Source organism: Salidesulfovibrio onnuriiensis, assembly GCF_008001235.1.
GTDB classification, from domain to species: Bacteria; Desulfobacterota; Desulfovibrionia; order Desulfovibrionales; family Desulfovibrionaceae; genus Pseudodesulfovibrio; species Pseudodesulfovibrio onnuriiensis.
Genome location: NZ_CP040751.1, coordinates 1694877 through 1719359, shown reverse-complemented (window position 1 = coordinate 1719359; position 24483 = coordinate 1694877). Strand labels below are relative to the sequence as shown.

Annotated in this window: 29 protein-coding genes; 19 read left to right on the top strand and 10 right to left on the bottom strand. The window is 62.4% G+C overall.

Annotated features, from left to right (window positions below):
• Positions 1-170 precede the first annotated feature (170 nt).
• Positions 171-1943: a sigma-54 interaction domain-containing protein gene (locus tag FGL65_RS07855; protein ID WP_147820671.1), complete on the bottom strand. Its 1773-nt coding sequence runs from the start codon at positions 1941-1943 to the stop codon at positions 171-173.
• Between the two features lie 288 nt (positions 1944-2231).
• Between FGL65_RS07855 and modA the strand changes: the two genes are divergently transcribed.
• The 7 genes from modA (at position 2232) to FGL65_RS07820 (ending at position 7027) form a co-directional block, all read left to right on the top strand.
• Positions 2232-3023 (top strand): molybdate ABC transporter substrate-binding protein, encoded by a 792-nt coding sequence (gene modA, locus FGL65_RS07850; RefSeq protein ID WP_147820670.1) that lies wholly within the window; start codon positions 2232-2234, stop codon positions 3021-3023.
• A gap of 2 nt (positions 3024-3025) precedes the next feature.
• Positions 3026-3700: a molybdate ABC transporter permease subunit gene (gene modB / locus FGL65_RS07845; protein ID WP_147820669.1), complete on the top strand. Its 675-nt coding sequence runs from the start codon at positions 3026-3028 to the stop codon at positions 3698-3700.
• Positions 3697-4356 carry an ABC transporter ATP-binding protein gene (locus FGL65_RS07840; protein ID WP_147820668.1) on the top strand — a complete coding sequence of 220 codons (660 nt, stop codon included), beginning with the start codon at positions 3697-3699 and terminating at the stop codon, positions 4354-4356. Before modB ends, FGL65_RS07840 begins: the two co-directional genes overlap by 4 nt.
• A gap of 34 nt (positions 4357-4390) precedes the next feature.
• Positions 4391-4984 (top strand): MarC family protein, encoded by a 594-nt coding sequence (locus tag FGL65_RS07835; protein WP_147820667.1) that lies wholly within the window; start codon positions 4391-4393, stop codon positions 4982-4984.
• A gap of 21 nt (positions 4985-5005) precedes the next feature.
• Positions 5006-5782 (top strand): substrate-binding periplasmic protein, encoded by a 777-nt coding sequence (locus FGL65_RS07830; protein WP_147820666.1) that lies wholly within the window; start codon positions 5006-5008, stop codon positions 5780-5782.
• 85 nt (positions 5783-5867) lie between these two features.
• Positions 5868-6602 (top strand): acyl-[acyl-carrier-protein] thioesterase, encoded by a 735-nt coding sequence (locus tag FGL65_RS07825; protein ID WP_147820665.1) that lies wholly within the window; start codon positions 5868-5870, stop codon positions 6600-6602.
• Positions 6602-7027, top strand: coding sequence for a GNAT family N-acetyltransferase (locus FGL65_RS07820; RefSeq protein WP_250645600.1), 426 nt, complete (start codon positions 6602-6604; stop codon positions 7025-7027). Before FGL65_RS07825 ends, FGL65_RS07820 begins: the two co-directional genes overlap by 1 nt.
• Here FGL65_RS07820 and FGL65_RS07815 read toward each other — a convergent pair.
• The 6 genes from FGL65_RS07815 to FGL65_RS07790 all read right to left on the bottom strand — a co-directional run bounded on the left by FGL65_RS07815 (position 7020) and on the right by FGL65_RS07790 (position 12207).
• Entirely contained in the window at positions 7020-8024 is a 1005-nt protein-coding gene (locus FGL65_RS07815) for an HD-GYP domain-containing protein (RefSeq protein WP_187170586.1), read from the bottom strand. The genes FGL65_RS07820 and FGL65_RS07815 overlap by 8 nt on opposite strands.
• Before the next feature lie 162 nt (positions 8025-8186).
• Positions 8187-9149, bottom strand: coding sequence for a tetratricopeptide repeat protein (locus FGL65_RS07810; protein WP_147820663.1), 963 nt, complete (start codon positions 9147-9149; stop codon positions 8187-8189).
• 157 nt (positions 9150-9306) lie between these two features.
• Complete coding sequence (locus tag FGL65_RS07805; protein ID WP_147820662.1) at positions 9307-10215, bottom strand: hypothetical protein; 909 nt, start codon at positions 10213-10215, stop codon at positions 9307-9309.
• Positions 10216-10318: 103 nt separating this feature from the next.
• Positions 10319-11083, bottom strand: a complete 765-nt coding sequence (locus tag FGL65_RS07800; RefSeq protein WP_147820661.1) for a hypothetical protein — start codon at positions 11081-11083, stop codon at positions 10319-10321.
• Positions 11061-11639, bottom strand: coding sequence for a glycogen-binding domain-containing protein (locus FGL65_RS07795; RefSeq protein ID WP_147820660.1), 579 nt, complete (start codon positions 11637-11639; stop codon positions 11061-11063). The genes FGL65_RS07800 and FGL65_RS07795 overlap by 23 nt, the downstream gene beginning before the upstream one ends.
• Position 11640: 1 nt before the next feature.
• Positions 11641-12207, bottom strand: a complete 567-nt coding sequence (locus FGL65_RS07790) for an RNA polymerase sigma factor (protein ID WP_250645599.1) — start codon at positions 12205-12207, stop codon at positions 11641-11643.
• Positions 12208-12363: 156 nt separating this feature from the next.
• Between FGL65_RS07790 and FGL65_RS07785 the strand changes: the two genes are divergently transcribed.
• From FGL65_RS07785 to FGL65_RS07770, 4 genes are all read left to right on the top strand, one after another.
• A complete protein-coding gene (locus FGL65_RS07785) occupies positions 12364-12885 on the top strand; it encodes a nitroreductase family protein (RefSeq protein WP_147820659.1) in 522 nt (173 codons plus the stop codon).
• Positions 12886-13518 carry an MBL fold metallo-hydrolase gene (locus tag FGL65_RS07780; RefSeq protein ID WP_147820658.1) on the top strand — a complete coding sequence of 211 codons (633 nt, stop codon included), beginning with the start codon at positions 12886-12888 and terminating at the stop codon, positions 13516-13518. It begins immediately after the preceding gene.
• A 245-nt stretch (positions 13519-13763) separates the two neighbouring features.
• Positions 13764-14381, top strand: coding sequence for a flavodoxin family protein (locus tag FGL65_RS07775; protein ID WP_147820657.1), 618 nt, complete (start codon positions 13764-13766; stop codon positions 14379-14381).
• Complete coding sequence (locus FGL65_RS07770) at positions 14381-15103, top strand: ComFC family protein (RefSeq protein WP_147820656.1); 723 nt, start codon at positions 14381-14383, stop codon at positions 15101-15103. Before FGL65_RS07775 ends, FGL65_RS07770 begins: the two co-directional genes overlap by 1 nt.
• 21 nt (positions 15104-15124) lie before the next feature.
• Here FGL65_RS07770 and FGL65_RS07765 read toward each other — a convergent pair whose 3' ends face one another.
• Positions 15125-15553 (bottom strand): hypothetical protein, encoded by a 429-nt coding sequence (locus FGL65_RS07765; protein ID WP_147820655.1) that lies wholly within the window; start codon positions 15551-15553, stop codon positions 15125-15127.
• 171 nt (positions 15554-15724) lie between these two features.
• Between FGL65_RS07765 and rplU the strand changes: the two genes are divergently transcribed.
• From rplU to FGL65_RS07735, 7 genes are all read left to right on the top strand, one after another.
• Positions 15725-16036, top strand: coding sequence for a 50S ribosomal protein L21 (gene rplU / locus FGL65_RS07760; protein WP_147820654.1), 312 nt, complete (start codon positions 15725-15727; stop codon positions 16034-16036).
• Positions 16037-16055: 19 nt separating this feature from the next.
• Positions 16056-16325, top strand: a complete 270-nt coding sequence (gene rpmA, locus FGL65_RS07755; protein ID WP_147820653.1) for a 50S ribosomal protein L27 — start codon at positions 16056-16058, stop codon at positions 16323-16325.
• Between the two features lie 133 nt (positions 16326-16458).
• Positions 16459-17517 (top strand): GTPase ObgE, encoded by a 1059-nt coding sequence (obgE, locus tag FGL65_RS07750; protein WP_147820652.1) that lies wholly within the window; start codon positions 16459-16461, stop codon positions 17515-17517.
• A complete protein-coding gene (proB, locus tag FGL65_RS07745) occupies positions 17498-18664 on the top strand; it encodes a glutamate 5-kinase (protein ID WP_147820651.1) in 1167 nt (388 codons plus the stop codon). The genes obgE and proB overlap by 20 nt, the downstream gene beginning before the upstream one ends.
• A 37-nt stretch (positions 18665-18701) precedes the next feature.
• Positions 18702-19856, top strand: a complete 1155-nt coding sequence (locus FGL65_RS07740) for an MFS transporter (protein WP_147820650.1) — start codon at positions 18702-18704, stop codon at positions 19854-19856.
• A 62-nt stretch (positions 19857-19918) separates the two neighbouring features.
• Positions 19919-20065 (top strand): hypothetical protein, encoded by a 147-nt coding sequence (locus FGL65_RS18215; protein ID WP_187170585.1) that lies wholly within the window; start codon positions 19919-19921, stop codon positions 20063-20065.
• 149 nt (positions 20066-20214) lie between these two features.
• Entirely contained in the window at positions 20215-20949 is a 735-nt protein-coding gene (locus tag FGL65_RS07735; RefSeq protein ID WP_147820649.1) for a tetratricopeptide repeat protein, read from the top strand.
• 248 nt (positions 20950-21197) lie between these two features.
• Here FGL65_RS07735 and FGL65_RS07730 read toward each other — a convergent pair whose 3' ends face one another.
• A complete protein-coding gene (locus FGL65_RS07730; RefSeq protein ID WP_147820648.1) occupies positions 21198-22394 on the bottom strand; it encodes a putative sulfate/molybdate transporter in 1197 nt (398 codons plus the stop codon).
• Between the two features lie 166 nt (positions 22395-22560).
• On the opposite strand from FGL65_RS07730, the gene argB reads away from it, so the two are divergent.
• On the top strand, positions 22561-23469 hold the full coding sequence (argB, locus tag FGL65_RS07725) for an acetylglutamate kinase (protein ID WP_147820647.1): 909 nt from the start codon (positions 22561-22563) through the stop codon (positions 23467-23469).
• Here argB and FGL65_RS07720 read toward each other — a convergent pair.
• A complete protein-coding gene (locus tag FGL65_RS07720; protein WP_147820646.1) occupies positions 23429-24406 on the bottom strand; it encodes an alpha/beta fold hydrolase in 978 nt (325 codons plus the stop codon). The two genes, argB and FGL65_RS07720, sit on opposite strands and share 41 nt — an antisense overlap.
• Positions 24407-24483 lie beyond the last annotated feature (77 nt).

The following is a 24483-nucleotide window of genomic DNA, read 5'->3' as shown; positions in this document are numbered from 1 at the left end:
GATGCACCAAAGTTTGTCGGAAAGCACGAATCGCAAGGAAATCACTCCTGACCGGAACACAATTTTCTTGGGCGCCTCGTTCTATCATTTTGATATCAACCTGAATATCCACTAAAAAAGGCCGACCTCCTGCGGAGATCGGCCCATTCATGCAACGGAGAGTCAAGCTGCTATGCTCCCGCAATGTCATATTCCTTGATCTTGCGGTACAGGGTGGCGATGCCGATCTGCAGCGACTCGGCCGCCAGCTTCTTGCCCTTGGTGTCCGAGCCGAAATGCTGCAGCGCTGCGACAATGGCCCGGCGCTCCAGCACCTTGAGGGGCAGCAGGGGCAGGGATTCTTCCCCGTTCGCCGCAACCGGCGCAGAGGCGGGCGCACCGTGACCCAGGCTGCCCAGCAGCTTGCGGGGAAGCAGGCCCGGATGCAGCGGCCCGCCGTCGGGCATCATGTTGACCATGTACTCGATGGCGTTCTCGAACTCGCGCACGTTGCCCGGCCAGTTGTAGACCTTGAAGGCGTCCAGGACCGCATCGTCCATGGGGGCGGGACGCTTGCCGAACCGCTCGCAGTACTTGTGCAGAAAATAGTCACCCAGCACTTCCATGTCCTCGGGACGGTTGCGCAGGGGCGGCGTTTCCAGGGGAATGACATTGAGCCGGTAGAAAAGGTCCTCGCGGAAATGGCCCTGGTCGATGAGGTCGGAAAGGTTGTCGTTGGTGGCCGCGATGACCCGGATATCCACATGGATGAGCCGGTTGGAGCCCAGACGGCAGAACTGTCGTTCCTGGAGCACGCGCAGCAGCTTGACCTGGAGATAGAGCGGCAGGGTACCGATCTCGTCCAGAAAGATGACCCCGCCGTCGGCCAGCTCGAACTTGCCGATCTTGCCCTTGGGGTTGGCCCCGGTAAAGGCCCCCTTGGTGTACCCGAAAAGTTCGGACTCCAGGAGGTTGTCGGGCAGCGCGCCGCAGTTGATGGCGATGAACGGCTTGTCGGCCCGGTCGCTGGTGGCGTGGATGGCGCGGGCCACCAGCTCCTTGCCCGTGCCGGATTCCCCGGTGATGAGCACCGTCGAGGTGGAGGCGGCCACCCGGCGAATCTGTTCCTTGAGCCGGATCAGGCTGCGGGACTTGCCCAGGATGGCGTTGAGTCCGGAATGTTCCCCGGCGGAGAACTGGGACATGCGCTGGGTCATGCGCGGCAGGGAATCGAACACCAGCACGCTGGCGAAATTCTGGTTGGCCGAGGGCAGTTCCTCCAGGCGGCCCACCAGGGAACGCCGGCTTCCGTGCACGTTGACCGTGAACTCCTCCAGGTCGGAAAAGAAATCGCCGGTGCGCTCCACCCGGATGCAGCCGGGTTCCTCGTCCGGTTCCAGACCCAGTTCCAGGCGGGCCAAACGGTTGATGTAGGAAATGCAGCCGCCCGCATTGAAGACCACCACGCCCCGGTTATAGACATCCATGACCTGCATCATGAGGTCGAGGAAATCCTGGGCCTCGGCCACCTGGCGCTGGTCCCGGAGCTTGTGGGCGATGAGGGCCGCGATCTGCACCAGGAAGTCCACGTAGGTTTCGCGGTTCTGCAGGATGGTCTTGCGCTCGTCGTCGCTGAAGCAGACCAGGCCGATGACCCCGACCACGTCCGCGCCGTCCACGATGGGCGTGCACACGGACATGGTCTCGCGACACTGGTCCTTGCGCTGACAGCTCCCGCACAGGCCGTGCTCGCGCGGATTTTCCATGATAAAGGGATCCCGGCTCTTCATCACATGGCGGTAGACCTCGCCTTCCTGGTCGATGCTTTCGCCGACCCCCTGCTCGTAGATGCCGGTCCCGGCAATGCGGATCATGTCCGCATCCACCACCTCCACGTCGATGCCGACGACCTTGGCGATGACCCGGGCATATCGTTTCACATAAGGTTGTATACTTTTGAGCATGTCTTTTTTTCCAAATCGAATAGTATTAGGCTCCTAACTACCAAAAGGCAATTCTTCTGGCAAACAAAGAAGCACAATTCCAAACCGACATTTCAATGCAGGAAGGACGCTTCGGGTCGAATACGCCTTGACCCGGGATAATCCCAGCATTACAAGCCTGTTATAGAAATATATTAAACCCGTCGCTTCCGGCATCCCCCTCGCCGCCAGTGGCACTGCGCTTGCTTATCGGTTGAAAAACAACATACTGACAGACCGATCCCGGCCCGGCCTGCCAAAGGAGAAACGATGAAAACTTCCCATCCCATCACGGCAAAGGCATCTGATCGTATCAAAATGATAACGCTCTGCAAACATTTCTTTGCGGCGGCAATCCTGACGGTCTGCCTGGCCTCCCCGGCCCTGGCCGAAACCATCACCGTGGCCTGCGCCGCCAACTTCACGGCCCCCATGAAGCAACTGGCCGCCCTGTACTCGGAAAAGACGGGCGTGGAGGTGCAGTGCACCTTCGGCTCCACGGGCATGCTCTACGGCCAGATCAAGAACGGCGCGCCCATCGACCTCTTTTTCGCGGCCGACGAAAAGCGCCCCGCAATGCTCCAGGAAGCGGGCATGGCGGGAGAACCCAAGGTCTACGCCAAGGGCAAGTCCGTGCTCTGGTCCAAGCTGGATGCGCTCAAGAACCTGAAGGACTGGAAGGACGTCCTGAAAAACGGCCAGGTCAAGTCCATTGCCATCGCCACCCCCAAGACCGCCCCGTACGGCGCGGCAGCGGAAAAGGCCATGCAGGATGTCGGAGCCTACAAAAATGTCGCCGACAAATTGGTATTCGCAAAGAACGTTGGCCAGTCCTTCCAGTTCGCATTCTCCGGTTCGGCTGACGCGGCCTTTGTGGCGCTTTCCCAGGGTCTTTCCGAAAACGGCGCAATGGGAACCACCTGGCCCATGCCCGAGGCCGGACTCATCAGCCAGGCCGTCTGCCCGCTCAAGGACCACGCCGCCGAGGCCGACAAGTTCCTGACCTTCGTGCTCCAGGCCCCCGAGGCAAGGGACATCGTCAAGAAATTCGGCTACGAGTAGGCATGGACATCACTTCACTCTTCATAACCGGCAAACTGGCCCTGGTGGTGACGCCGCTGCTTCTGGCGGCGTCCCTGCCAGTGGCCTGGCTGCTGGCCTTTTCCAGGATCCCGGGCAAGGGATTCGTCGAGGCCACCTGCTGCCTGCCCCTGGTGCTTCCCCCCACGGTCCTCGGCTTTTACCTGCTGGTCTTCCTGGGGCCCCACGGCGCGCTGGGCGCGGCCTGGGAATCCCTGTTCGGCGGGCGGCTGGTGTTCACCTTTTCCGGGCTGGTGCTGGCCTCCATGGTCTACAGCCTGCCCTTCGCAATCCTGCCGCTCAAGGCCGCCTTCCAGAAGCTGGACCCGCGCCTGATGGAGGCCGCGGCAGTGCTCGGCCTTTCCAGCCGCCAGGCCTTTTTCCGCGTGGTGCTGCCCAACTCCCTGGGTGGGCTGGCCACAGCGGCAGTGCTCGTCTTTGCCCATACCATGGGCGAATTCGGCGTTGCCCTCATGATCGGGGGCAGCATCCCCGGCCAGACCAAGGTGGCGTCCATATCCATATACGAGAGCGTGGAAAGCCTGGAATATGCGGACGCATGGGCCCTGTCCGCCGTGCTTCTGGGCCTGAGCTACGTGGTGCTCTTTCTCATCAGCCGCCTGGACCGCAACGGCCAATACGGAGGTGGACGCCGATGATCGAAGCGACCCTGCGCAAAAAGCTGGAAGCCTATTCCCTGACCATGGACCTGACCTGCGATCCAGGCGAGATCCTGTGCATCGTGGGACCTTCCGGCGCGGGCAAGACCACCCTCATACGCATGCTGGCCGGGCTGGAGCGTCCTGATTCCGGTTCGGTGCGCTGCAACGGAGAGCTCTGGAACGACACGGACACCAACACCTTTGTACCGCCCCAGCAGCGCCACATCGGCTTCGTGTTCCAGGACTACACCCTGTTTCCGCACCTGACCCTGGAAAAGAACGTCCTCTTTGCCGCATCCGATGAAAACCGGGCCCGGGAACTCATGAAACGCATGGGCATCTGGGAGCTGCGCCACCGCAAGCCCTCGGCCATATCCGGCGGGGAGCGCCAGCGCGGGGCCCTGGCCCAGGCCTTTGCCCGCTCGCCGCGCGCCCTGTTCCTGGACGAACCCTTTTCCTCCCTGGATTCGCGCACCCGGCAGGAACTGCACGCGCTGCTCAGGGAAATCGTGCACGAAAATGCGGTCCCCACGGTCATGATCACCCACAACCTCCACGAGGCCTATGCCCTGGGCGACAGGGTGGTGGCCATGCAGGACGGCAGGAGGGACGACAATTGGCTCTTGCCATTTGCCGCCGAACAGAGCATGTAGCCCTTTTTCGAAATCAAACGTATAAGGGTTACCCATGACATCACTGTTTTTCAGCCTCTATATAAAGCTGTTCTTCCTGCTGACGCCGTTCTTCGTGCTCACGGTGTTCCTGTCCATGACCAAGGGCATGGAACTCAAGCAACAGCGCAGCATCGCCGTGCGCGTGGCCTGTGCGGCCATCGTCATCGGCCTTGTCCTCTATTCCGTGGGTAACGAGATCTTCGCCACCCTGGACATCACCCTGGACGCCTTCCGCATCGGCGCGGGCAGCCTGCTCTTTCTCTCGGCGGTCAAGCTGGTGGGCGGACGCAGCGGACCGGAAGCGCCCGAGGAGGAAGGCGACATCTCGGTGGTGCCCCTGGCCATACCCGTGACCATCGGACCGGCCACCATCGGCACCCTGCTCATCCTGGGTGCGGAGCTGGGCGACACCACCCAGAAGCTGCTGGGAGCAGCCGCCCTGGTTGCCGCGGGAATGTCCATCGGCGTCCTGTTGCTGCTGGGCCCGGCCATCCGCCGCCTGGTGGGCAAGATGGGCCTGTCCATGCTCCAGAAGATCACCGGACTGGTGCTTTCGGCACTGGCCGCCCAGATCGTGTTCACGGGCATCAGGAACTTCCTGGGCTAAACGTAACCGAAACGGGAAAACATGAACCGCAGGGATTTCATCAAAAGCATGGCCGCGACGGGCGCGGCGGGGCTCCTCGCTCCCCTGCGGGCAATCGCCGGGCCGCTCCTGTCCGTCAACTATGCCGAAGGCGCTCCACCGTACAGCTATGCCGTGGACGGGACCGTGCACGGCCTGCTGCCGGACTCCCTGGACTTCCTGCTTGGCGAGAAAATGGGCTTCGGGCTCCGGCACAGGACCTTCCCCTGGAAGCGTTCACAGCTCCTGGTGCGCCAGGACGACGGCGACGCCCTGTGCACCACCCCCACGCCGGAACGCCGCCTGTACCTGGACTTTTCCGCCGAACCGGTGGTCAGGACCAAAACCTACCTCTTTTACAGCGCCACCAATCCCCGGGCCGAGGCCATACAGGGCATCCGCACCCTGGAGGATCTCGGCGGGTTCCAGGTGGTGAACTACCTCGGGGACGCCTGGATGTACTCCATCCTGCCCGCCGGGCTCTGGGTCTACCGGGCCAAGACCGTGCAGGAGGCCTTCCACCTGGTGGGAAAAAACCGCCAGGACGTGTTCATCGGCTCCCTGCCCGACGTGAAGGGCACGCTCTCCCGGCTACGACTGGCCCCGCCCGTCACCTGCCACGAAATCGAAAACCCCAGAACCGCCTCTTTCCACCTGGGCATCCGCAAGCAATATCCCGAAGTGCGGGACATCCTCGCCCGTTTCGACGCCCTGGTCCGCCGGGAGCGGAAAAGCGGCGCCCTGGACGCAGTCATCGCAGGGCGGCCCAAAGACGCATAACCGCACACACTTGCATCCGGGCCGCGAAGGGCATACAGAATCAACGTATTCACAAAACCGACAACCGCCGCAGAAGAGCCCGACCATGAACGACCTCACCCTGACCCGAAACTACGACATCCGCTCCTACGAAACCGACGAGCACTGGCGGGCCACCCTGCCGGCCCTGTGCAACCACCTTCAGGACATCGCCACCCGTCACGCCGCCGACCTGGGCTTCGGGTACGAGGACCTGATCCGGACCCGCCGCATCTGGGTGCTTTCGCGCGCCTACCTGCACATGGACGCCATGCCCGGCTTCGGGGAATCCGTCGCCGTGCAGACCTGGCCCTCCGGCACGCTCAAGACCGTGGCCACCCGCGATTTCGTGGTGCGCCAGAACGAGCACGTCATCGGCCGGGGCGTGAGCGCCTGGGCGGTCATCGACCTGGATACGCGCAAGGCCACCTCGGTGGACGACCTGCTGGAACAGCGGGTCATCCCGGACCTGCCGCCCGCCCTGGAATTCGAAGGCCGGGCCGTGAAGCGCATCAAGGAAGGAGAGCGCGAGGTCAGGATCATCGCCCGCAAGGGCGACCACGACGTGAACGGACACGTAAACAGCATCCGCCAGGTGGAGTTCCTGCTGGAATCCGCGCCCGAGCAATGGCAGCGCGAACGCCGGTGCGTGGGCGGCGACGTGCAGTACCGGGCCGAGTGCCATGCCGGGGACGAACTGCGCTGCCTGTGCATGCCCCAGGACGACGACACGGCCCTTCACATCCTGATGCGCACCTCGGACGACCGCGAGGTGGCGCGCATGAAGACATGGTGGAAATAATGCCAAACATAGAACTTACCTTTGATATCGAAAACATCGATTGGGAACACGCCTGTACCATTTTCGAGCGCGCGCCACTGGGCACGCGCAAGCCGGACAGGCTGCAAAAAATCTTCGAAAACAGCCAGCTGGTCTGCTTCGCCTGGGACAACGGCACCCTGGTGGGGCTGGCCCGGGCCCTGTCCGACCAGGTGGCCTGGTCCGTCATCTACGACCTGTGCATGTTCCCGGAATACCAGGGACAGGGGCTTGGGAAACGGATGATGCGGGCCATGATCGAACGGCTGGACACGCCCAACGTGCAGCTCCACTCGGTGCCCGCCATGATGGGATTCTACGAAAAGCTGGGGTTCCGGAAGATGACCACGGCCATGGTGCTTACCGCCGACCCGGAACGGCTGGAAAGGGGCGGCTACATCATCTAGTGCGGCAGCCTTCGAAGCCGCACTCGACCAGTTCATAAAGCTTGCGGGCCAGAACCACGTCATACTTGCTGTCCTGCTTGACCAGGGAGGCGGCCACCTCCAGGGCGTTCTTGCCCGACCGGAACGAGCGCTCCTCCACCCCGGCGCAAAAGGAATCGGCCAGGGCGCAGACACGGCCCGGCACGCTGATGCGCTCCCCGCTCAGGCGGGCCGGATACCCGGAACCGTCCAGGCGCTCGTGGTGTTCCATGACGCACTTCTCCACGATCTGATCGTCCACCTTGAGCCTCTTGAGCATGCCCATGGCCAGGTCCGGATGCTTTTGCAGGGCCTCCTTGTCCCGGTGCAGCAGCACCCCCTCCTTCTCCTTGACCGACTCGGGCACCATGGTCATGCCCAGGTCGTGCAGGGCCAGGCCCAGGGCCATGTGGGTCAGGTTCAGTCGGCCCACCTTTTTCCTGTAGTGCATGGCGTACAGCCCCAGGCCGATGAAGGTGCAGTTCACCGCATGGGTGGCCAGATCGTTGTGCTTGTCCAGGTTGTGGCACAGGAAGTCGGTGCGGACCGGGTCTATCCAGAGGAATTCCGACAGGATGCTCAGGTCCCGCTTCAGGTCCCGCAGACGGCCCTGCATGGGCTGGTCAAAGAAATCCACCAGCCGGTAATGCAGGGCCAGGAAGAATATCTCCGCAACCTCGCGGTCGTTGAGATCGCTTTCCACCAGCACCAGCCCCAGGCGCTTGCTCAGGTGCTGGGCGTATTCGCGGTAGTCCTTGCGATAGAGAAACAGCTGCTCGTCGCGGCAATGGTCAAGTATCCTGGCATAGCGCTGCCCGCCGAGGGGATCGCCCTTGTGGTACAGCGGGCGCACGTTGCCGATGCCCTCATCCAGGATATACAGGTCCACGGGGGCCCTGTCCCGGGGGAAGGTCTCCAGGATGTTGGGACTGATCTGCAGATAGTCCTCGGCCAGTTGAATATCGTCGGGTTCAGCCATATGTTCTCCCACACAAGACTCCTCACCTCCCTTATACGCCTTGCGCATTTTTTATGGCAAGGGGCCGGAGATATTAATAATGGCTGTTTTTTCGGCAGACGGAACGGCAAAAAAAAGCGGCCCTCTTTCGGGGCCGCTTCATGAACTCGAAGGGGTGACGTGCTATTTTTCGGGAACGGCCGTGATGAACTGGACCGATTCATCGAGAAAGTACTTCTTGCCCCGGACCTCGACAGTTTCGGACACATCGAACCAGCTCAGGGGAAGCCGGGCCGGATCAAAATGAGGATGTCCGGACAGGATGTACCCCCTCACGGCCTGCGCCCGCTTGCGCGCCAGTTCCTTGTCCCCCTTGCAATAGGAAACGATGTGTATCGAAAGCTTGTCGTTCTCTTCCATCATGGCCCCGAGAACGGCCAGGGATGGTTTGGTCTCGAAGACCTGTTCCGCAGTCCCCTCCCGGAAGGCCGAGGGCATGAGGGTCAGGTTGCGGCTGCCGATGATGAAATTCCTGTAGGTGAAATCGCCGTGCTGGTTCAGCCGGACCGTGGCGTACAGGGCCAGACTGCCGTCCGGATAGTATTCAAGGAACTGCTTCAGCTGGCTGACCTCGCCTTCCCTGTCGCCCAGGCGGCCCAGGGCCACGGCGCGGTTATACAGGGCCTCGGGGTTGTACCGGTCCCACTTGAGGACCCGGTCATAGAGCGCCTTGGCCTCCGCCCATTCTCCCCGGTCCAGGTGGTTGTGCCCCAGGTAGAGCATGGCCTGCACGTGGTCATCGTCATAGGAAAGAGCCCGCTTGTAGGCTTCCCGCTCGCCGTCGAAATCCTGCTGCGCCCACTTGGACACCCCGAGCCAGAAGAGGTAGTCCGCGTCATCCGGCTTCAGTTCCACCGCGCGGACCAGAGCGACCTGCGCCTCCTTGGGCTTGTCGTCGCCAAGATACAGCCTGCCGAGATAATACCACGCGGACGAATCCCCCGGGTTCTCCTTCACGGTCTGGCTGTAGGTTTCAATCCCGCGCCCATATTCACGCTGCTGCAGGTAATAGGGTCCCATGACCTCGGCGCACCCGCCCGCAACCATCAGCAAAAGCAGAACAACAATCCCCGAAAACCTTGTCATTGAAACACTCCATCAATGGATAAAACAACTTTTCGCAAAACCCGACCCTGAAAACGAGAATACTCTCCACTTCTCGGGAGAGTCCAGAACGGAAGACAAAGAATAACATGGCGGACGGACCAGAGGCCCATCCGCCATGCTTGCGTCTTTCTCAAAACTACTTGTTTTTGCCCTTGCCCTTGCCGTTTCCGCCGGCATTGCTCTTGCCCTGGCCGTTGTTGCCACCGCCATTGCCGGAATTCGAGCTGGAGGCGGAACCCTTGGCGCCGCTCTTGGCGTTCTTGGAGGCCTTGCCGAGTCCGAGAGCCTTGCCATTGCCGGCTGCATTGGCGGAACCGGGAGTATCGGCAACGCCGTCCTTCACATTACGCTTGGTCTTGCCCTTGCCAACCCCGGGGCCGGTTCCGGCCATTTCCGTATTGCGGTTCAGGTTGCCCTTCATCTTCTGGTGACCGAGTCCGAGCACACTGGGGTGCACACCCAGTTCATGGGCGATTTCGCCCCAGCCCATGCCCTCTTCACGCATGCCGGCAATGTCTTCCGCGCTGGCGGAAGCCGCGTCGGCAATGGCCTGGTCTGCTTCTGCCTTCACGCTGTCGAGATTGGCGGTTGCGTCATCAAGACTACGGGTTGCGGCATCCAGGGCTGCCTGGGCGTCGGCGATGGCGGCTTCGTCACCGCTCTCCTCGGCGGCATCCAGGGCAGCCTGGGCGTCGTCAACAGCGGTCTGGGCGTCGGCCACCTGGCCTTCGGCTTCGCTCACGGATGCTTCGGCGGCTTCCGTGGCGTCGGCCAGGGCGTCCGCGTTGGCTGCTGCGGCGGCGTCAGCCAGGGCGTCGGCCTTTGCGGCCTGCGCCGGGTTGCTGAAAGTCGGACCTTCTTCGCCCTCGCCGGTTTCACCGCCGGTGGTATCACCGGTATCCCCGGCGGGATCTCCCGTGGTGTCCACGGCATCAGCCGGTGCGGCGGGATCGTCGGTCTGCGCCATGGCGGGAGCGGTCCCCACCATCACCACCAGGGCCAGCAAGACAAGCAGCCCGAAAAATACTTTCTTATGCGCCAACATTTCCAGTCTCCTCATACCTTATTTTTTTACGGGGGAGTACCAAGGCCCCTGATCTGTACGTTTCAAAAAGGTATACGCCGCACAGTCGGGATTGGTCACAAATCTATTCGTCGGAATTCAGGACAGGGCGGGCGGTAAAGCCCAAGAGCATCATGGCGCGCTTGACGTCCGCCTTTTCAGAGAGCGCCTGAACAGCGGCCCGGGCAATGGCCTCGTCCTCCAGGCCCTTGCGCTTGGCCAGGACAACAACCCGGGAAAAGCCGAGCCAATCCGGATTCAGGGCATCGTGTTCCAGGCCGGCGGCCACGACCCGCTCACAGGCATCCTTGCCCAACCCCGCCAGGAACATATAGGAATACAGCTGCACCCCGAGCACCGCGTCCATCGGATTTTCCCGATGAAGCCTCGCAAACAGGATTTCCAGCTCCTGCCGGGTCATGCCCGAGGCAAGGGCGTCGCCCAGGATGGCGGTATCCTGTTGCAGGCCGGAGGAATCAGTTCCCTCACGGACAAGCAGTTCGCGCACAAAGGAATAATCCTTGAAACGCGTTTCAAGGATGGGAACGATCCGTTGCAGGGGAACCCGCTTGGCCAACCCTTCGGACACCTTGCCCGCAAAGGGCGCCTGCGGCAGGCCCGCCTCGCAACTCCGGATCAGGATATCCAGTATGGACTGAGCGGCCTGTCCTGCGGGTGCGCCCTCCTGTGCGTGACGCATGACGCCGGCGATAACGGCATCATCCACCCCGCACTTCCCCGCCCTGGCGGCAAGGGAATCCAACTTCGCACCCGCAAGGACGGCCGACGACAACAGCAAGAGCAGCATGGCCGCGAGGGCCGAAATTCTAAAGCGACTGTTCACTTTCATGTTTGATCAGCAGTACCGAGTTCCTGTTTCCGAAACCGTCATCCCTGGACAGGACCGACTGGGGGTCCTGGAGCACCTTTTCGCCATCCACGAGAAACACGTATTCATGGTCCCCGGCGGGCAGGCGGGTTCGAAAGACCCACATGCCGGTCTCGGGGACATATTCCATCTGGTTGTTCCGGGCGTCCCAGCCGTTGAAGGAGCCTATGACCGACACGGACCGAAAGCCCATGGACGGATCCTTGAGCACGAAGCTCACGGGCATGAGGCCGTCGGCATTGCCCGGCCCGGCCCCCGGCATCCCGGTCCCCATGAGCCCGGCCACGCCGAGCGCCGCGACCAGCAACAGGGAGGCGAAAGCCACCCGCGCCGGGGAAACCATCAGGGACACGGGCGTGGTCATCCAGGCCCGGAACCGCTCCCACACCCCGGGCCGTTTGGCCTCGAGATTGGCCATGACCCGCGAGGCAAGCCAGGGCGGAGGCGTGGATTCCGGCATTTCCTGGATCAGCCTTCCGATGCATTCATCGCTGTATTGATCTCTTTCCTTGCTCATATCATTGCTCCTTGAGGCGCTTGCGCAGCATCTGCAGCCCCCTGCTGACGCGCATCTTGGCCCCGCTGAGTCCGATCCCCAGCGCCTGGGCGATCTCCTTCATGGAAAAATCCTGCCTGAAGCGAAGCACCAGGGCCTCCCTGTAATCAAGGGGCAGGTTTTCCATCTCCCTGACAAGGCGCTTCAGCTCCATGTGGTCCTGCATGGCATCCCGATCGCCGCTCCAGGCGCGGGCCGCCATGCCCTCCGGATCCTCAACGCCCATGACCCTCTCCCGTCCCTTTTTACGCAGATGGTCGCGTACCACATTGACGGCGATGGTATACAGCCAGGGGAAAAAACGCTTTTTCCTGTCAAACCGCTCCAACTGCGCATAGGCCCTCGTAAAGGCCTCCTGGGTCAGGTCCGCGGCGGCGTCCTCGTTTCCGGTGGCGCGAAGGGCGAGGTTATACAGCGGCTTCTGGTAACGCAGGACCAAGGCCTCGAAGGCCTGGACATCGCCTTGCAGCACGCAGTGCACGATTTCCCGTTCGTGCTCCTCATCAATGGGCAGTTCCGCTTGCGTCACCTTTTCAACCACTTCTCCTTCCGTTCGCTGCACATATATACGACAGACCCTTGCCAAAGGTCACAGCCGCATATCACGCATCCGAAATCTTCAGAACTTGCTCCCCGGCAGCCGAAACGCTACACTTTTTCCATAGACCCTCTGGAGAGAATGACAATGATTAACGACACAAACGCCGTTCTGCGGGCCATCCGGGAACGGCGCAGCATCCGCAAATACACGGAAGAGCCCGTGTCCCGGGACCATCTCACGGCCATGCTCGAGGCCGGGCAATGGGCCCCCAGCGGCCTCAACAACCAGCCGTGGCGTTTCCTGGTGATCCTGCCCGGCGACGAACGCCGGGAAGAACTGGCCCAATGCACCAAGTACGGCCACATTGTGCGCAACGCCGGGGCCCTGGTCTGCGTGCTGCTGCAGCGCGAGGCCATGTACAGCGAGACCAAGGACCATCAGGGGGCCGGAGCCTGCATCCAGAACATGCTGCTGGCGGCCCACGCGCTGGGCCTGGGCGCGGTCTGGCTGGGCCAGATCATCAACGACCAGGCCGCCTCACTGGGTGCGCTCGGCCTTTCCCCCGACGACTACGAACTTCAGGCCGTCCTGGCCGTGGGCCACCCGGCCCAGCGGGGCGACTCCCAACGCAAACCACTGACCGAACTCCTGTTGGAGGACTTCTAGATGCAGATAAAGACCTTTCCCCTCGGCCCGCTGGAAACCAACTGTCACGTGCTCTCCCATGACGGCAAGGCCGTGGTGGTTGACCCGGGAGGCGACCCGTCCGAAGTGCTGGCCCACCTCGAAAAAGAGGGCCTGACCCTGACCCATATTCTGAACACCCACCTGCATTTCGACCACACCTACGGAAACAGGGCCCTGTCCGAGGCCACCGGCGTTTCCATCCTGGCCGGGGCCGACGACAAGCCCCTGCTCTCCACGGAGCTGGGCCGGGGCGGCATGATGGGCCTGCCCAGCGTGGAGATGTTCGAGATCGAGGAGATCGGCGAAGGCGAGCACGAATTCGCGGGTCTGGCCTGCAAGGTCTTCACCACGCCGGGCCATTCCACTGGCAGCCTGTCCTTCTATTTCCCGGAGGCCGGGGCCTGCTTCGTGGGCGACCTCATCTTCTACCGCTCCATAGGACGCACCGACTTCCCGGGCGGCAGCCTGGAAGTGCTCAAGGCATCGGTGGCGGAAAAGATATTCACCCTGCCCAAGGAGACCAGGCTCTTTTCCGGCCACGGCCCGGACACCACCGTGGGCGACGAAATGCACCACAACCCCTTCTTTTCCGAATTCAGGGGAGACGTATAATGGAGGAAACCGTGTACGCGGACGTGCGGGGCAAGTGCTGAGGACTGGGCAGGGAGGTAGGTTGGTACCTCCGCCACTCCAAGACCGACAGGATCGAGATAACGGGATCGCCCTCCTCGTTCCCCGAGGTCTACGCCACTTTGGACATATAACCGGAATGGGCCCTCGAATCCCGAAACGAGGATGATTACGTGCGCTACATCTTCACCCGCAAAAAGCCGGTCTACGGCACACAGGACTGAACCATGAAACCAAAAGCCGTCATCTACGCATGCAGCCACCGCAAGGGCAACACCGACCATGCGGCCGAGCTGCTGCTCAAGGGAATCGAGGAGGCGGGCGGTGCGGCCGAGATCATCCGCCTGCGCAAGCACGAGGTCCTGCCCTGCCTGGCCTGCGGCCACTGTGACTCCAATGTGGACGGCAGGCTGGAGGACCGCTGCGTGCTGGCCCAAAAGGACGAGGCGGCCCGGCTCTATGCGCCGCTGTTCACGGCCCCTGTGGTCTTCTTCACTTCGCCCATCTATTTCTACCACCTGCCCTCGCGCTTCAAGACCTGGATAGACCGGGCCCAGCAGTTCTGGAAGGCGAGGATGGACAAGGAGCCCTGGGTGGCGAGCCTGCCCCGGCGCAAGGCGTATTCGGTCTTCGTGGCCGGGCGTCCCGAGGGGGAAAAGCTCTTCGAGGGCGCGCGCCTGAGCCTCAAGTTCTTTCTCTGGAACTTCAACGTACGTCCCGAGGAAACCCTGCAGTACCGGGGGGTTGACGAATCAAGGGACCTGGCCGCGCACGAAACCTACGGCAGGGAGATCCAACGCATGGGCCGCGACGCCTGGGTCGACGCCATGAAAGATAACGACTGATGCGGCCCCTGATCCGCAGGCTCACGGCCCGCCTGGGCCTTTTACAGGGGCGCTGCCCCGTCTGCGGCGTATTGCGGGGAACGGACCACGGGCCCCTCTGCCCGGCCTGCGCCCGGGATTTGCGCCCGCGCACGGGAGGCTACTGCCCGCGCTGCGGGCTGTTCTTCGGGGCCGAGACCGACGAGGCGCACCTGTGCTCGGACTGCCGCCTGCACCCGCGCCCCTGGGACCGGCTGCACTTCCACGGCCGCCACGACGGGGCGCTGCGCGAACTGATCCTGGCCTACAAGTTCAGTGGAGGCCTGCACCTTTCCCGGCTGCTCCAGGACATGGCCCTGGCCGCCTTCGAGCGACACAACGAATCCCGCCCAGACCTCATCGTCCCGGTGCCGCTGCACCGCAGGCGGCTGCTCTGGCGCGGCTACAACCAGAGCCTGGAGCTGGCCCGCCGCATTGCGACACGCCACAACATCCCGCTGGACGCCCGTGCCCTGGTGCGAACCCGCAACACCGTGCCCCAGACGCGGGTGGAGGCCGGAGAGCGACGCCGCAACATCCGGGACGCCTTCCGGGCGGACGCGGCAAGTGTGGCGGGCAAATCCGTCCTGCTGGTGGACGACGTGCTCACCACCGGCGCAACCCTCGAAGAATGCGCAAAGACCCTGCACAAGGCAGGGTCTTCGGCTGTGGACATCCTGATTCTGAGCGTGGCTCAGGAATAAGTTTCCCGAAACCACTAAAGACTAGTGATAATACCAGATGACCCAATCAAAAGTCAGCCGGTCAAAACCTTCCTTGCATTCAAACTCCTTGAACAGATCCATGGGCTGATCCGGATCAACACCACGCGCATTCAAACGAATATTGTCCACAATGGTATTGTCCCTGATCAGCAGGATGCGGAACTCAATGGACTTGATGCGCACGCCGGACTGGGCCTTGCCGTGCATTTCGGCGGCACCCTCGAAACGGTACTTTCCGTCTTCCTCGAGCAGGGAAACCGTATAGTCAATGGTCATGTTTTTATAGCTGGCCCGGCTTTCAGTGACCGGTGCAACGAACCCATAGCCGCATTGCGGGGAGACGACATCGCCCACATACTGTTTCTTGCAGCCTGGCAGAACAAGCAGGAGCAGACAAAACAACAGGGTAGGCAAAACAACACGTTTCATAGAATTCCTCCTAAATATCCGGAGGCATTTAATAGAGAATCGGATACAAATCAACAATCCCCGCCGCCAGAGGGGGTGTTTCAAAAAACATGCAAAAAATTGCTCCAGACCCTTGACTAAACACCCCAGTTGCGGCTAGCTTGCGGCCTCTTACGAACGGAGGTATTCATAATGTTTGCAATCATCGAGACCGGCGGTAAGCAGTATCGCGTTGAAGAAGGTCTTGAATTTAATGTAGATCTTCTGAAGGTCGAAGCCGGCGACAAGCTGGCTCTGGACAAGGTCCTTCTGGTCGACAAGGACGGCGACACCAAGGTCGGCGCTCCCTATGTCGATGGCGCACAGGTCGAATGCGAAGTGCTGGGGCACACCCGTGGCAAGAAAGTCATCGTCTTCCACAAGCTGCCCAAGAAAGACGCCCGCAAGACCCAGGGTCATCGTCACGACTACACTCAACTGAAAGTCAAATCCATCAAGGCCTAGGGCCTGATAGGAGGATATCATGGCTCATAAGAAAGCTGGTGGTAGTTCAAGGAACGGACGCGACAGTGCCGGACAACGGCGTGGCGTCAAGCGTTACGGCGGTCAGGAAGTTCTGGCCGGCAACATTCTCGTGCGTCAGCTCGGCACGAAAATCCATCCCGGCGAAAACGTCGGCATGGGCAAGGACTACACCCTGTTCGCTCTGGTGGACGGTGTCGTCAAGTACGAAAAGTACACCCGCAAACGCGTGGTCAAGACCCGCGTGAGCATCGTCCCGGCCGAAGCCTAGGCACACGCGACGAAATTTTCCGAGGGCAGAAGGCGCATGCCTTCTGCCCTTTTCGTGCGTTCTGGACCATGCCGCGCAACTGCGGTATGACTCGGCAAATCTACGTTCAGGCGTTTTGTACGCCGGAGGCAGCATGCGATTTGTAGACGAAGCGACCATAACCGTCCAATCAGGAAAGGGCGGCAACGGCTGCGCATCCCTGAGGCGCGAAGCCAACAGGCCCAAGGGCGGCCCGGACGGCGGCGACGGCGGCAAGGGGGGCGACGTCATCCTGCGCGCTTCCAACCGTTTGGTGACCCTCTACGATTTCAGGCTCAAGCGGCGCTATGCGGCCCGCAACGGCCAGCCCGGCATGGGCCGGGACAAGTACGGCAAGGCCGCCGACGACCTGTACATCGACCTGCCCGTGGGCACCCTGATCTACGAGGTGACCGAGGACGAGGAAGGCAACCGCTCCGAAAAGCTGGTGGCCGACCTGGTCCGCGACGGCGTCGAAATGATCATCTGCCAGGGCGGCGACGGCGGACGCGGCAACATCCACTTCAAGTCTTCCGTGAACCGCACGCCCCGCTACGCAGAGGAAGGCTTCCCGGGCCAGGAAAAGGTGCTCCGCCTGGAGCTCAAGGTCCTGGCCGACGTGGGGCTGCTGGGCCTGCCCAATGCGGGCAAGTCCACCTTCATCACCCAGGTCTCCGCGGCGCGGCCCAAGATCGCGGCCTATCCCTTCACCACCCTGGTGCCCAACCTGGGCGTGGTGGAGGCCGACAACTTCGAGCGCATGGTCATCGCGGACATCCCCGGCCTCATCGAGGGCGCAAGCGAAGGCGCGGGACTGGGACACACCTTCCTCAAGCACGTGGAGCGCACCCGATTCCTGGTGCACATCCTGGCCGCCGACGACCTCAACCGCGAGGATCCGCTGGACGGCTACAACATGCTCAACGAGGAACTGGAGCGCTTCAACCCGGAAATGGCGGCCAAGGCTCAGATCAAGGTCATCAATAAAATAGACACGCTCTCGCCCGAGGAACTTGACGACATCAAGGCCAAGTGCGAAGGCGAACAGGTATATTTCATCTCCGCACTCAACGGAGACGGCGTGGAACCGCTGCTCGACGTCATGTGGAAGCAGCTCCGCGAAATGAACGCAGCCGAACAGGAAGCGGAAGCCGATGGGCAAGAAAGCGACTAATCCCCGCAAGGGACTGCTGGCCAGGGCCAAACGGGTTGTGGTCAAGGTGGGAAGCGCAGTGCTGACCACCCAAAACGGCGTCAACCGCGAAACCATCATCCGCCTGGCCGGGCAGCTCTCGCGGCTGCACGACAAGGGCATGGGCGTGGTGCTGGTTTCCTCGGGCGCGGTGACGGCAGGCCGGACCCGCATCACCGAAACCCTGGGCGCGGACGTGGCCCGGGGCATCTCGGACCTGCCCGCGCGGCAGGCCGCCTCGGCCATCGGCCAGGGCCGGCTCATGCACGATTACGACGAGGCCTTCGGCTGGTTCGGCAAGGCCACGGCCCAAATCCTGCTCACCCGCGACGGCCTGCGCGAACGCGAACGCTTTCTCAACGCCCGCAACACCCTGGAACAGCTCCTGGACTGGGGCGTCATTCCCATCATCAACGAAAACGACACCGTGTCGGTCAAGGAACTCCAGTTCGGCGACAACGACACCCTGGCCGCCATGGCCGTGGGACTCATCGGCGCGGACCTGTTCATCAACCTGACCTCGGCCAACGGCGTGTTCGACAAGAACCCGGACGAGCATCCGGACGCCGCCTGCCTGCCGCTCATCGACAACATCGCGTCCATAGACATCGACGCCATGTGCGACGGAAAGACCGCCGTGGGCTCGGGGGGCATGTATTCCAAGATGCGCGCCGCACGCAGGGCCGCGCAACTGGGCGTGCCCACCCTCATCGTCTCGGGCAAGGGCGAATTCTCCATAGAACAGGCCTTTGAGGACGAGACCAGGGGCACCTTTGTGCTGCCCGAGGAACGCACGGTTTCCAGCAAGAAATTCTGGCTGGCCTACCACGACGACCCCAGCGGTTCGGTCCTGGTGGACGCAGGCGCGGCCAAGGCGCTCTCCTCCAAGGGCAAGAGCCTGCTGCCCGCGGGCATCAGCTCCGTGGAGGGCTGCTTCGACCGAGGGGCCCTAGTGCGCATCAAGGCCCTGGACGGCACAACCCTCGGGGTCGGCCTGTCCAACTACGCCTCCACCGAACTGGAAAGCATCCGGGGCAAGCGCACCCCGGAGATCGAAAAAATTCTCGGCCCGGTCATCTTCGAAGAGGCCATCCACCGCGACAATCTATTGATCGACGCGGCCATGTAGGCCGCCGCGGGCAACACGAACACGCACAGGGAACACGGTGCCCAAGCTCTACCTCGACAGAAATCTCCAGTACGTGTTCGGCGTAACGCTCATGGCCATCCTGGGCGTCTCCAGCATCATCCCGGCCCTGCCGGACATCATGGAGGGGCTCCGCTTCACGCCCTCCACCATCGGGCTCGCCATCTCCGTCTTCACCCTGCCGGGCGTCCTGCTTTCTCCCGTGGTGGGCATCCTGGCCGACCGCGTGGGCCGCAAGAAGGTGCTCATTCCTTCCCTGTTCCTGTTCGGTGTGGCAGGCTTCCTGTGTTTCTTCGCCCGCAGCATCGAAACCCTGCTGGCCCTGCGCTTCATCCAGGGCATGGGCGCGGCCCCGCTGGGCGTTCTCTACGGCACCATCATCGGCGACCTCTATTCGGGCAGGGACCGGGGCGCGGCCATGGGCTACAACGCCGCGGTGCTGTCCATGGGCACGGCCTTTTTCCCGGCGCTGGGCGGCGCCCTGGCCATGCTCGGCTGGAACTGGCCCTTCCTGCTCCCGCTCCTGGCCATCCCGCTGGGCGTGGTGATCATGATGGGCCTGGAAACGCCCGAACCCAAAAACAAGGAAGCCCTGGCCGACTACATGAAGGCCGCCTTTCGCCAGATGCGCACCCGCCGCGCACTGACGCTCTTCGCCACCACGTTCCTGACCTTCATCATTCTCTACGGCCCCATCGTCACCTATCTGCCCATCCTGCTGGACCAGCGTTTCCACTCCTCCCCGGCCACCATCGGCATGATCTTCCTGGCCGCCTCGCTCATGACCGCGCTGGCCTCGTTCCAGCTCGGCAGGCTGGCGGACAAGTTCGGCCAGAGAACCCTGCTGGCCGCCGGGGCCGTCTTCTACGCCCTGTGCATGATCGGCGTGCCCAACATGCCGGGGTTCTGGTCCACCATCCTGCCCGTGACCTGCTTCGGCATCGCCCAGGGGCTCAACATTCCCACGGTCATGACCATGCTCACCTCCATAGCGCCCATGGAGCAGCGCGGCGCGTTCATGGCCGCCAACGGCATGCTCCTGCGCCTGTCCCAGACCGTGGCCCCCATGGTCATGGGCGGGGTCTACGCCCTGTTCGGCCTGGAGGCGGTCTTCCTGACGGGCCTGGCCTGCGCCGCGGCCATATTCCTCCTGGCGGTCCTGGCCATCAAGTAGCCCCCGCCGAACCTAATGTTCCACCCCTGGAGAACCGATAAGATAACCAAGGAAGGTGGACCATGAGCCGTTTCAAGTCACACATCCAGCATCATCTGAATCCCCTGCATGTCTATTGCCGATTGCGCGACTGGGGGTTCTCCTGTGGTGCGGCCCGCACCATGAGCGGATGTTACGAACGGCTGGTCTACCGCTTTGTTCTGGCCTGACAATTCCTTCGTTTTTACAACGATCTAAAACATTCATATAAGAATATAAAAGCCTTCCGGTTGCCTTATCTTTTGGGAGCCATTATTGTTTAGCCAGGAATGAGCGCTTTTCGCGCGAACGCATTCGCAGCAGCGAGACACAGGGAGGCATGGTGCAGGAATTTCCGCAGATTCTCGGCGTTTTTTCCTTGAGAAAAGAGGAAGAGATCGGTGCCGGGGGGACCAAGAAAACTCACGACAACATCACCTACTGGTATGTGCGCATCCTCACGCCCGAAGATTTCGAGGTGCAGCCGCTCAACCAGTATCATGTGCCGTCGGGCATCAAGAGCGTGATCAAGAAAAACAGCTTCCTGCCCCAGTACACTCCTGAGCCGGCCTATTACCGCATGAACACGGTGCCCGCCCTGGAATCCCTGGCCCGCAAGGTCAGGAAGGGGCAGCAGGCCTTTGAAAACGGCGAACTGGACGAGGCCGAGCGCCAGTTCCTCAAGGCGCTCATGATCGACGAGCTCAACGTGGCGGCCAACATGGGCCTCGGCAAGGTCTACGCCGAGCAGCAGGAATTCGACAAGCTCAAAAAGGTCATCGACACCCTGCTGAGCATCGACGAGGTCTTTGTGGTGGAGCAGCGCAAACGCTTCAACGAGTTCGGCATCAGCCTGCGCAAGAACGGCATGTACGACGAGTCCATCCGCTACTACAACAAGGCCCTGGAATTCACCAACCGGGACGAGAACCTCTATTTCAACCTGGCCCGCGTGCATTACGAGCGCGGCGACCAGGACGGCGCCATCAAGTCGCTCAAGTCCGCCCTGGATCTCAACCCCTCCTTCGTGGAAGCGCAGAAGTTTCTCAAGCACTGTGAACGATTGACGGCTTAAGCTGTTCCTTTTTCGACGACAATAGCCGGAGTGTTTTCCACGCTCCGGCTATTATTTTGCCTCCGGCGGGCAAGGGGATAATCCCCTTGCAACCCTGGCTGTTCAGCCGTCTTCTCCTTTCACTTCGTGCAAGTCGAATCCGGCTAAACACGGCGCGAAAGAAAACCAGCCCGCAGCGTATGTAGCAATACGTGAGGAGCTGGCTTTCTTGAGGCAACACAGTAGACGGGCCCTTATCGGCGGCCGTGTCAAACCTTCACGTTTCCTCTCTTCAGGACAAACGCCAGAAACAACCCCGCCCCAAAGGCCCAGGCCAGGTTGGTGCCGAGCGTGACGCCCACCATGCACAGGGTCACGAAAAGCTCGTCACGGCTCTTGAGGTCGAGAATGGTCAGGCCGAGCTGCACGCCCGCGAAGATGAGCAGCACGCCCAGGGCGGCCAGGGGCATAACCCGCAGCACGTGAATGATCCCGGCCCCGAGCAGCAGGGCCAGGAGCAGGAACAGGCCGCCGATGATCAGGTTGGAGCCGCCCGTGCGCGCGCCGAAACGGTAATGGGCCGCCAGCCCGCCCGCGCCGTGGCAGAGGGGCATGCCGCCCAGCAGCGCGGCCAGCACGTTGGCCAGCCCCATGCTGATGCACAGGGCCCGGTCCGTGACCCTGCGGCTCTGGTCCCCGAAATATTCGAAACTCAGGTCGCGGTTGGCGATAACCGCGTTGCCCAGGGTCATGGGAATCTGCGGCAGGGCCAGGGCCAGCAGGGCCCAGGTGAAGTCGATGCCCGAGGGGAAACCGAACGGCAGGATCTCCGGCAGGTACAGGCCGGGGCTGATGGCGGCAAGGCCGGAGCAGGCCCCCAGCAGCAAACCGGAGACCGCGCCAGCCACGACCACCACCAGGGCTGCCGGGAACCGCTTGTTGTCCAGCAGCAAAAGCGCGGCGGCGCTCAGCACCATGCCGATGAGCACGCCCACGGGGACGGGGCCGAGGGACTGGATGGACAGATAGGGCTCGGCCAGCCCCGCCTCCACCTGGAACCCGGAAGTCCCGGCTATGAATCCCGCTCCCTTGCCCATGAGCAGCGCGCCCGTGGAAAGCTGCACCCCGCGAACCACGGCCTTGGGAATGCGCCGGGAAACCGCGTTGACCAGCCCGGTGACGCCCAGAAATAGGAGCATGGCGGCCAGAAGCAGGCCCGAGGCCGTGATCTGCGCCTGGGTGGCTGCCGTGGCAATGGAATAGGCGGCCACCACCTTCATGGGCTGCACGGCGATGGGCACGTGGTAATAGAGGCCGCCCAGGAGATAGAGCAGCCCCACGCTGACGAACAGGCCCACGGGGTCGAGCCCGTTGACCATGACCATGCCGATGGCCAGGGGCAGCAGCGTTCCCAGGTCCCCCAGGGACCCGGCCAGTTCCATGCGGTCAAAGCGATACGGCGTCATAATGGTTCCTCGATCAGGTGCCGGTTGCGGGTGTTCCAGCCTGAACGGTATCGGAAGCCGCCCGCCTTGTCATCCGCAAAACCTTCGATATGCTTGCGCATTGACAGGGGCCGCGCCTTGGGCAAGTATCGGGCAGATTCAAATCAACCGGAGTGCACCGAACAACATGAAAAAGCAGCCCATTTCCGAGCGCGACATGAAGCGCTACCAGATGCAGGCCAAAGGGATTATCGAGACCCTGCCCTTCATCAGCGAATTCTTCGGCAAGACCGTGGTCATCAAGTACGGCGGCAATGCCATGATCGACGAGAATCTCAAGAAGGCCTTCGCCCTCAACGTCATCCTGCTCAAGTACATCGGCGTGAACCCGGTGGTGGTGCACGGCGGCGGCCCGCAGATCGGCCAGATGCTGGAGGCGCTCAAGATCCCCACCCAGTTCCGCCAGGGCTACCGGGTCACGGACGACGCCACCATGGACGTGGTGGAAATGGTGCTGGTGGGCAAGGTCAACAAGCAGATCGTCAACCTCATCAACCTGCACGGCGGCCGCGCCGTGGGGCTTTCGGGCAAGGACGGCATGCTCATCAAGGCCGAACGCAAGGAACTGGCCATCCAGAAGGAAGACACCGCGCCCGAGATCATCGACCTGGGCAAAGTGGGCGAAGTGGCCGAAGTCAACGTGGACGTGATCCGCTCCATCGAGCAGGCCGGCTTCATCCCGGTCATCGCGCCCGTGGGCGTGGACGACGAGGGCAACACCTACAACATCAACGCCGACTCCGTGGCCGGAGCCGTTGCCGCGGCCCTGAAGGCCAAGCGGCTGCACCTGCTCACGGACGTGGCCGGGCTGCTGGACAAGGAAGGCGAGCTGATCACCTCAATGACCCGCACCGAGGCCTTCGGCGTCATCGAGGACGGCACGGCCCAGGGCGGCATGATCCCCAAGATCCGCTGCTGCCTGGAGGCGCTGGAGCACGTGGAAAAGGCCCACATCATCGACGGCCGCGTGGAGAACTGCGTGCTGCTGGAAATGTTCACCCGGTCGGGCATCGGTACTGAGATCGTGCCGGATTGATTTCCGAGCAAAAGCGATCCAGCAGCCAGTTCACGGCATGACGCTGGGCGGTCTCGGCATTGTCCGAGACCCAGAATCCGATGTGCGAGCCGCCCCGGATGCGGTACAGCTCGGAATCGGCCAGGACCGAATGGGCGTATTCCGCATGGGCCATGGGCACATCCGCCTCGGCGTCGCCGTGCAGCAGAAGCACCGGGCAGCGGATCCTGTCCATGGGCAGCCGGTCGATGGCCCCCAGCAGGGCCAGGTCGTTGTCCACTCCTTCCCTTCTCCGGTCCCAATGGTCGCTCATGGTCCGGGTCATGACCCGGACAAAACCGAGCTTGACCGGGTCGTCCACCACGTGCCGCACCCGCTCGTCCAGGGCATGCCCTTCCAGGGAGCTTTCGCTCTTGAGGAACTCCTTGACCATGGGCACCGGGAAGTGGCGCATGAACCAGTCCATGAGCCAGACGCCCGGCCGGCTCAGATAGACGGCTTCCTCGGTCCGGCTCAGCTCCTGCTGCTTGGTGTAGGCAATGGCCACGGAATCGATCTCCACCAGGGCGGAAACCAGATCGGGCCGCTGCTGGGCCAGGGCATAGGACGGAGGGCCGCCCGCCGAGGCTCCCACCACGGCCACCGGCCCCAGCTCCAGGGCGTCCAGAAACGCTGCCAACACCTGACCCTGCCCTTCCGGCGTGGTTCCCTCTCCCAGGGGCGTGCCCAGGTACCCGGGCCGCGAAGGGGCAATGACCCGGAAACCGTTCTTGCGGAAGCACTCGGCAAGCGCCAGGCCCTGGTCATATCCCCCGGGACCGCCATGGACCGAAAGCAGGACCGGCCCCACACCCCGGTCCGCGTATTCCACCGGGCCCAAGGCGGTCTGGGCCACCAGCGGCGGCTGACGCAGGCACTCCTGATATTCCTCCACGGTGACGCTCTTGAATTCCGTCATGGTCTTTCCCTCGGGTTTGATGAACGAAGCATGGTTCCCGTTTTTATAGCACCCGCACCCGCATGGCGCCAGCCCCG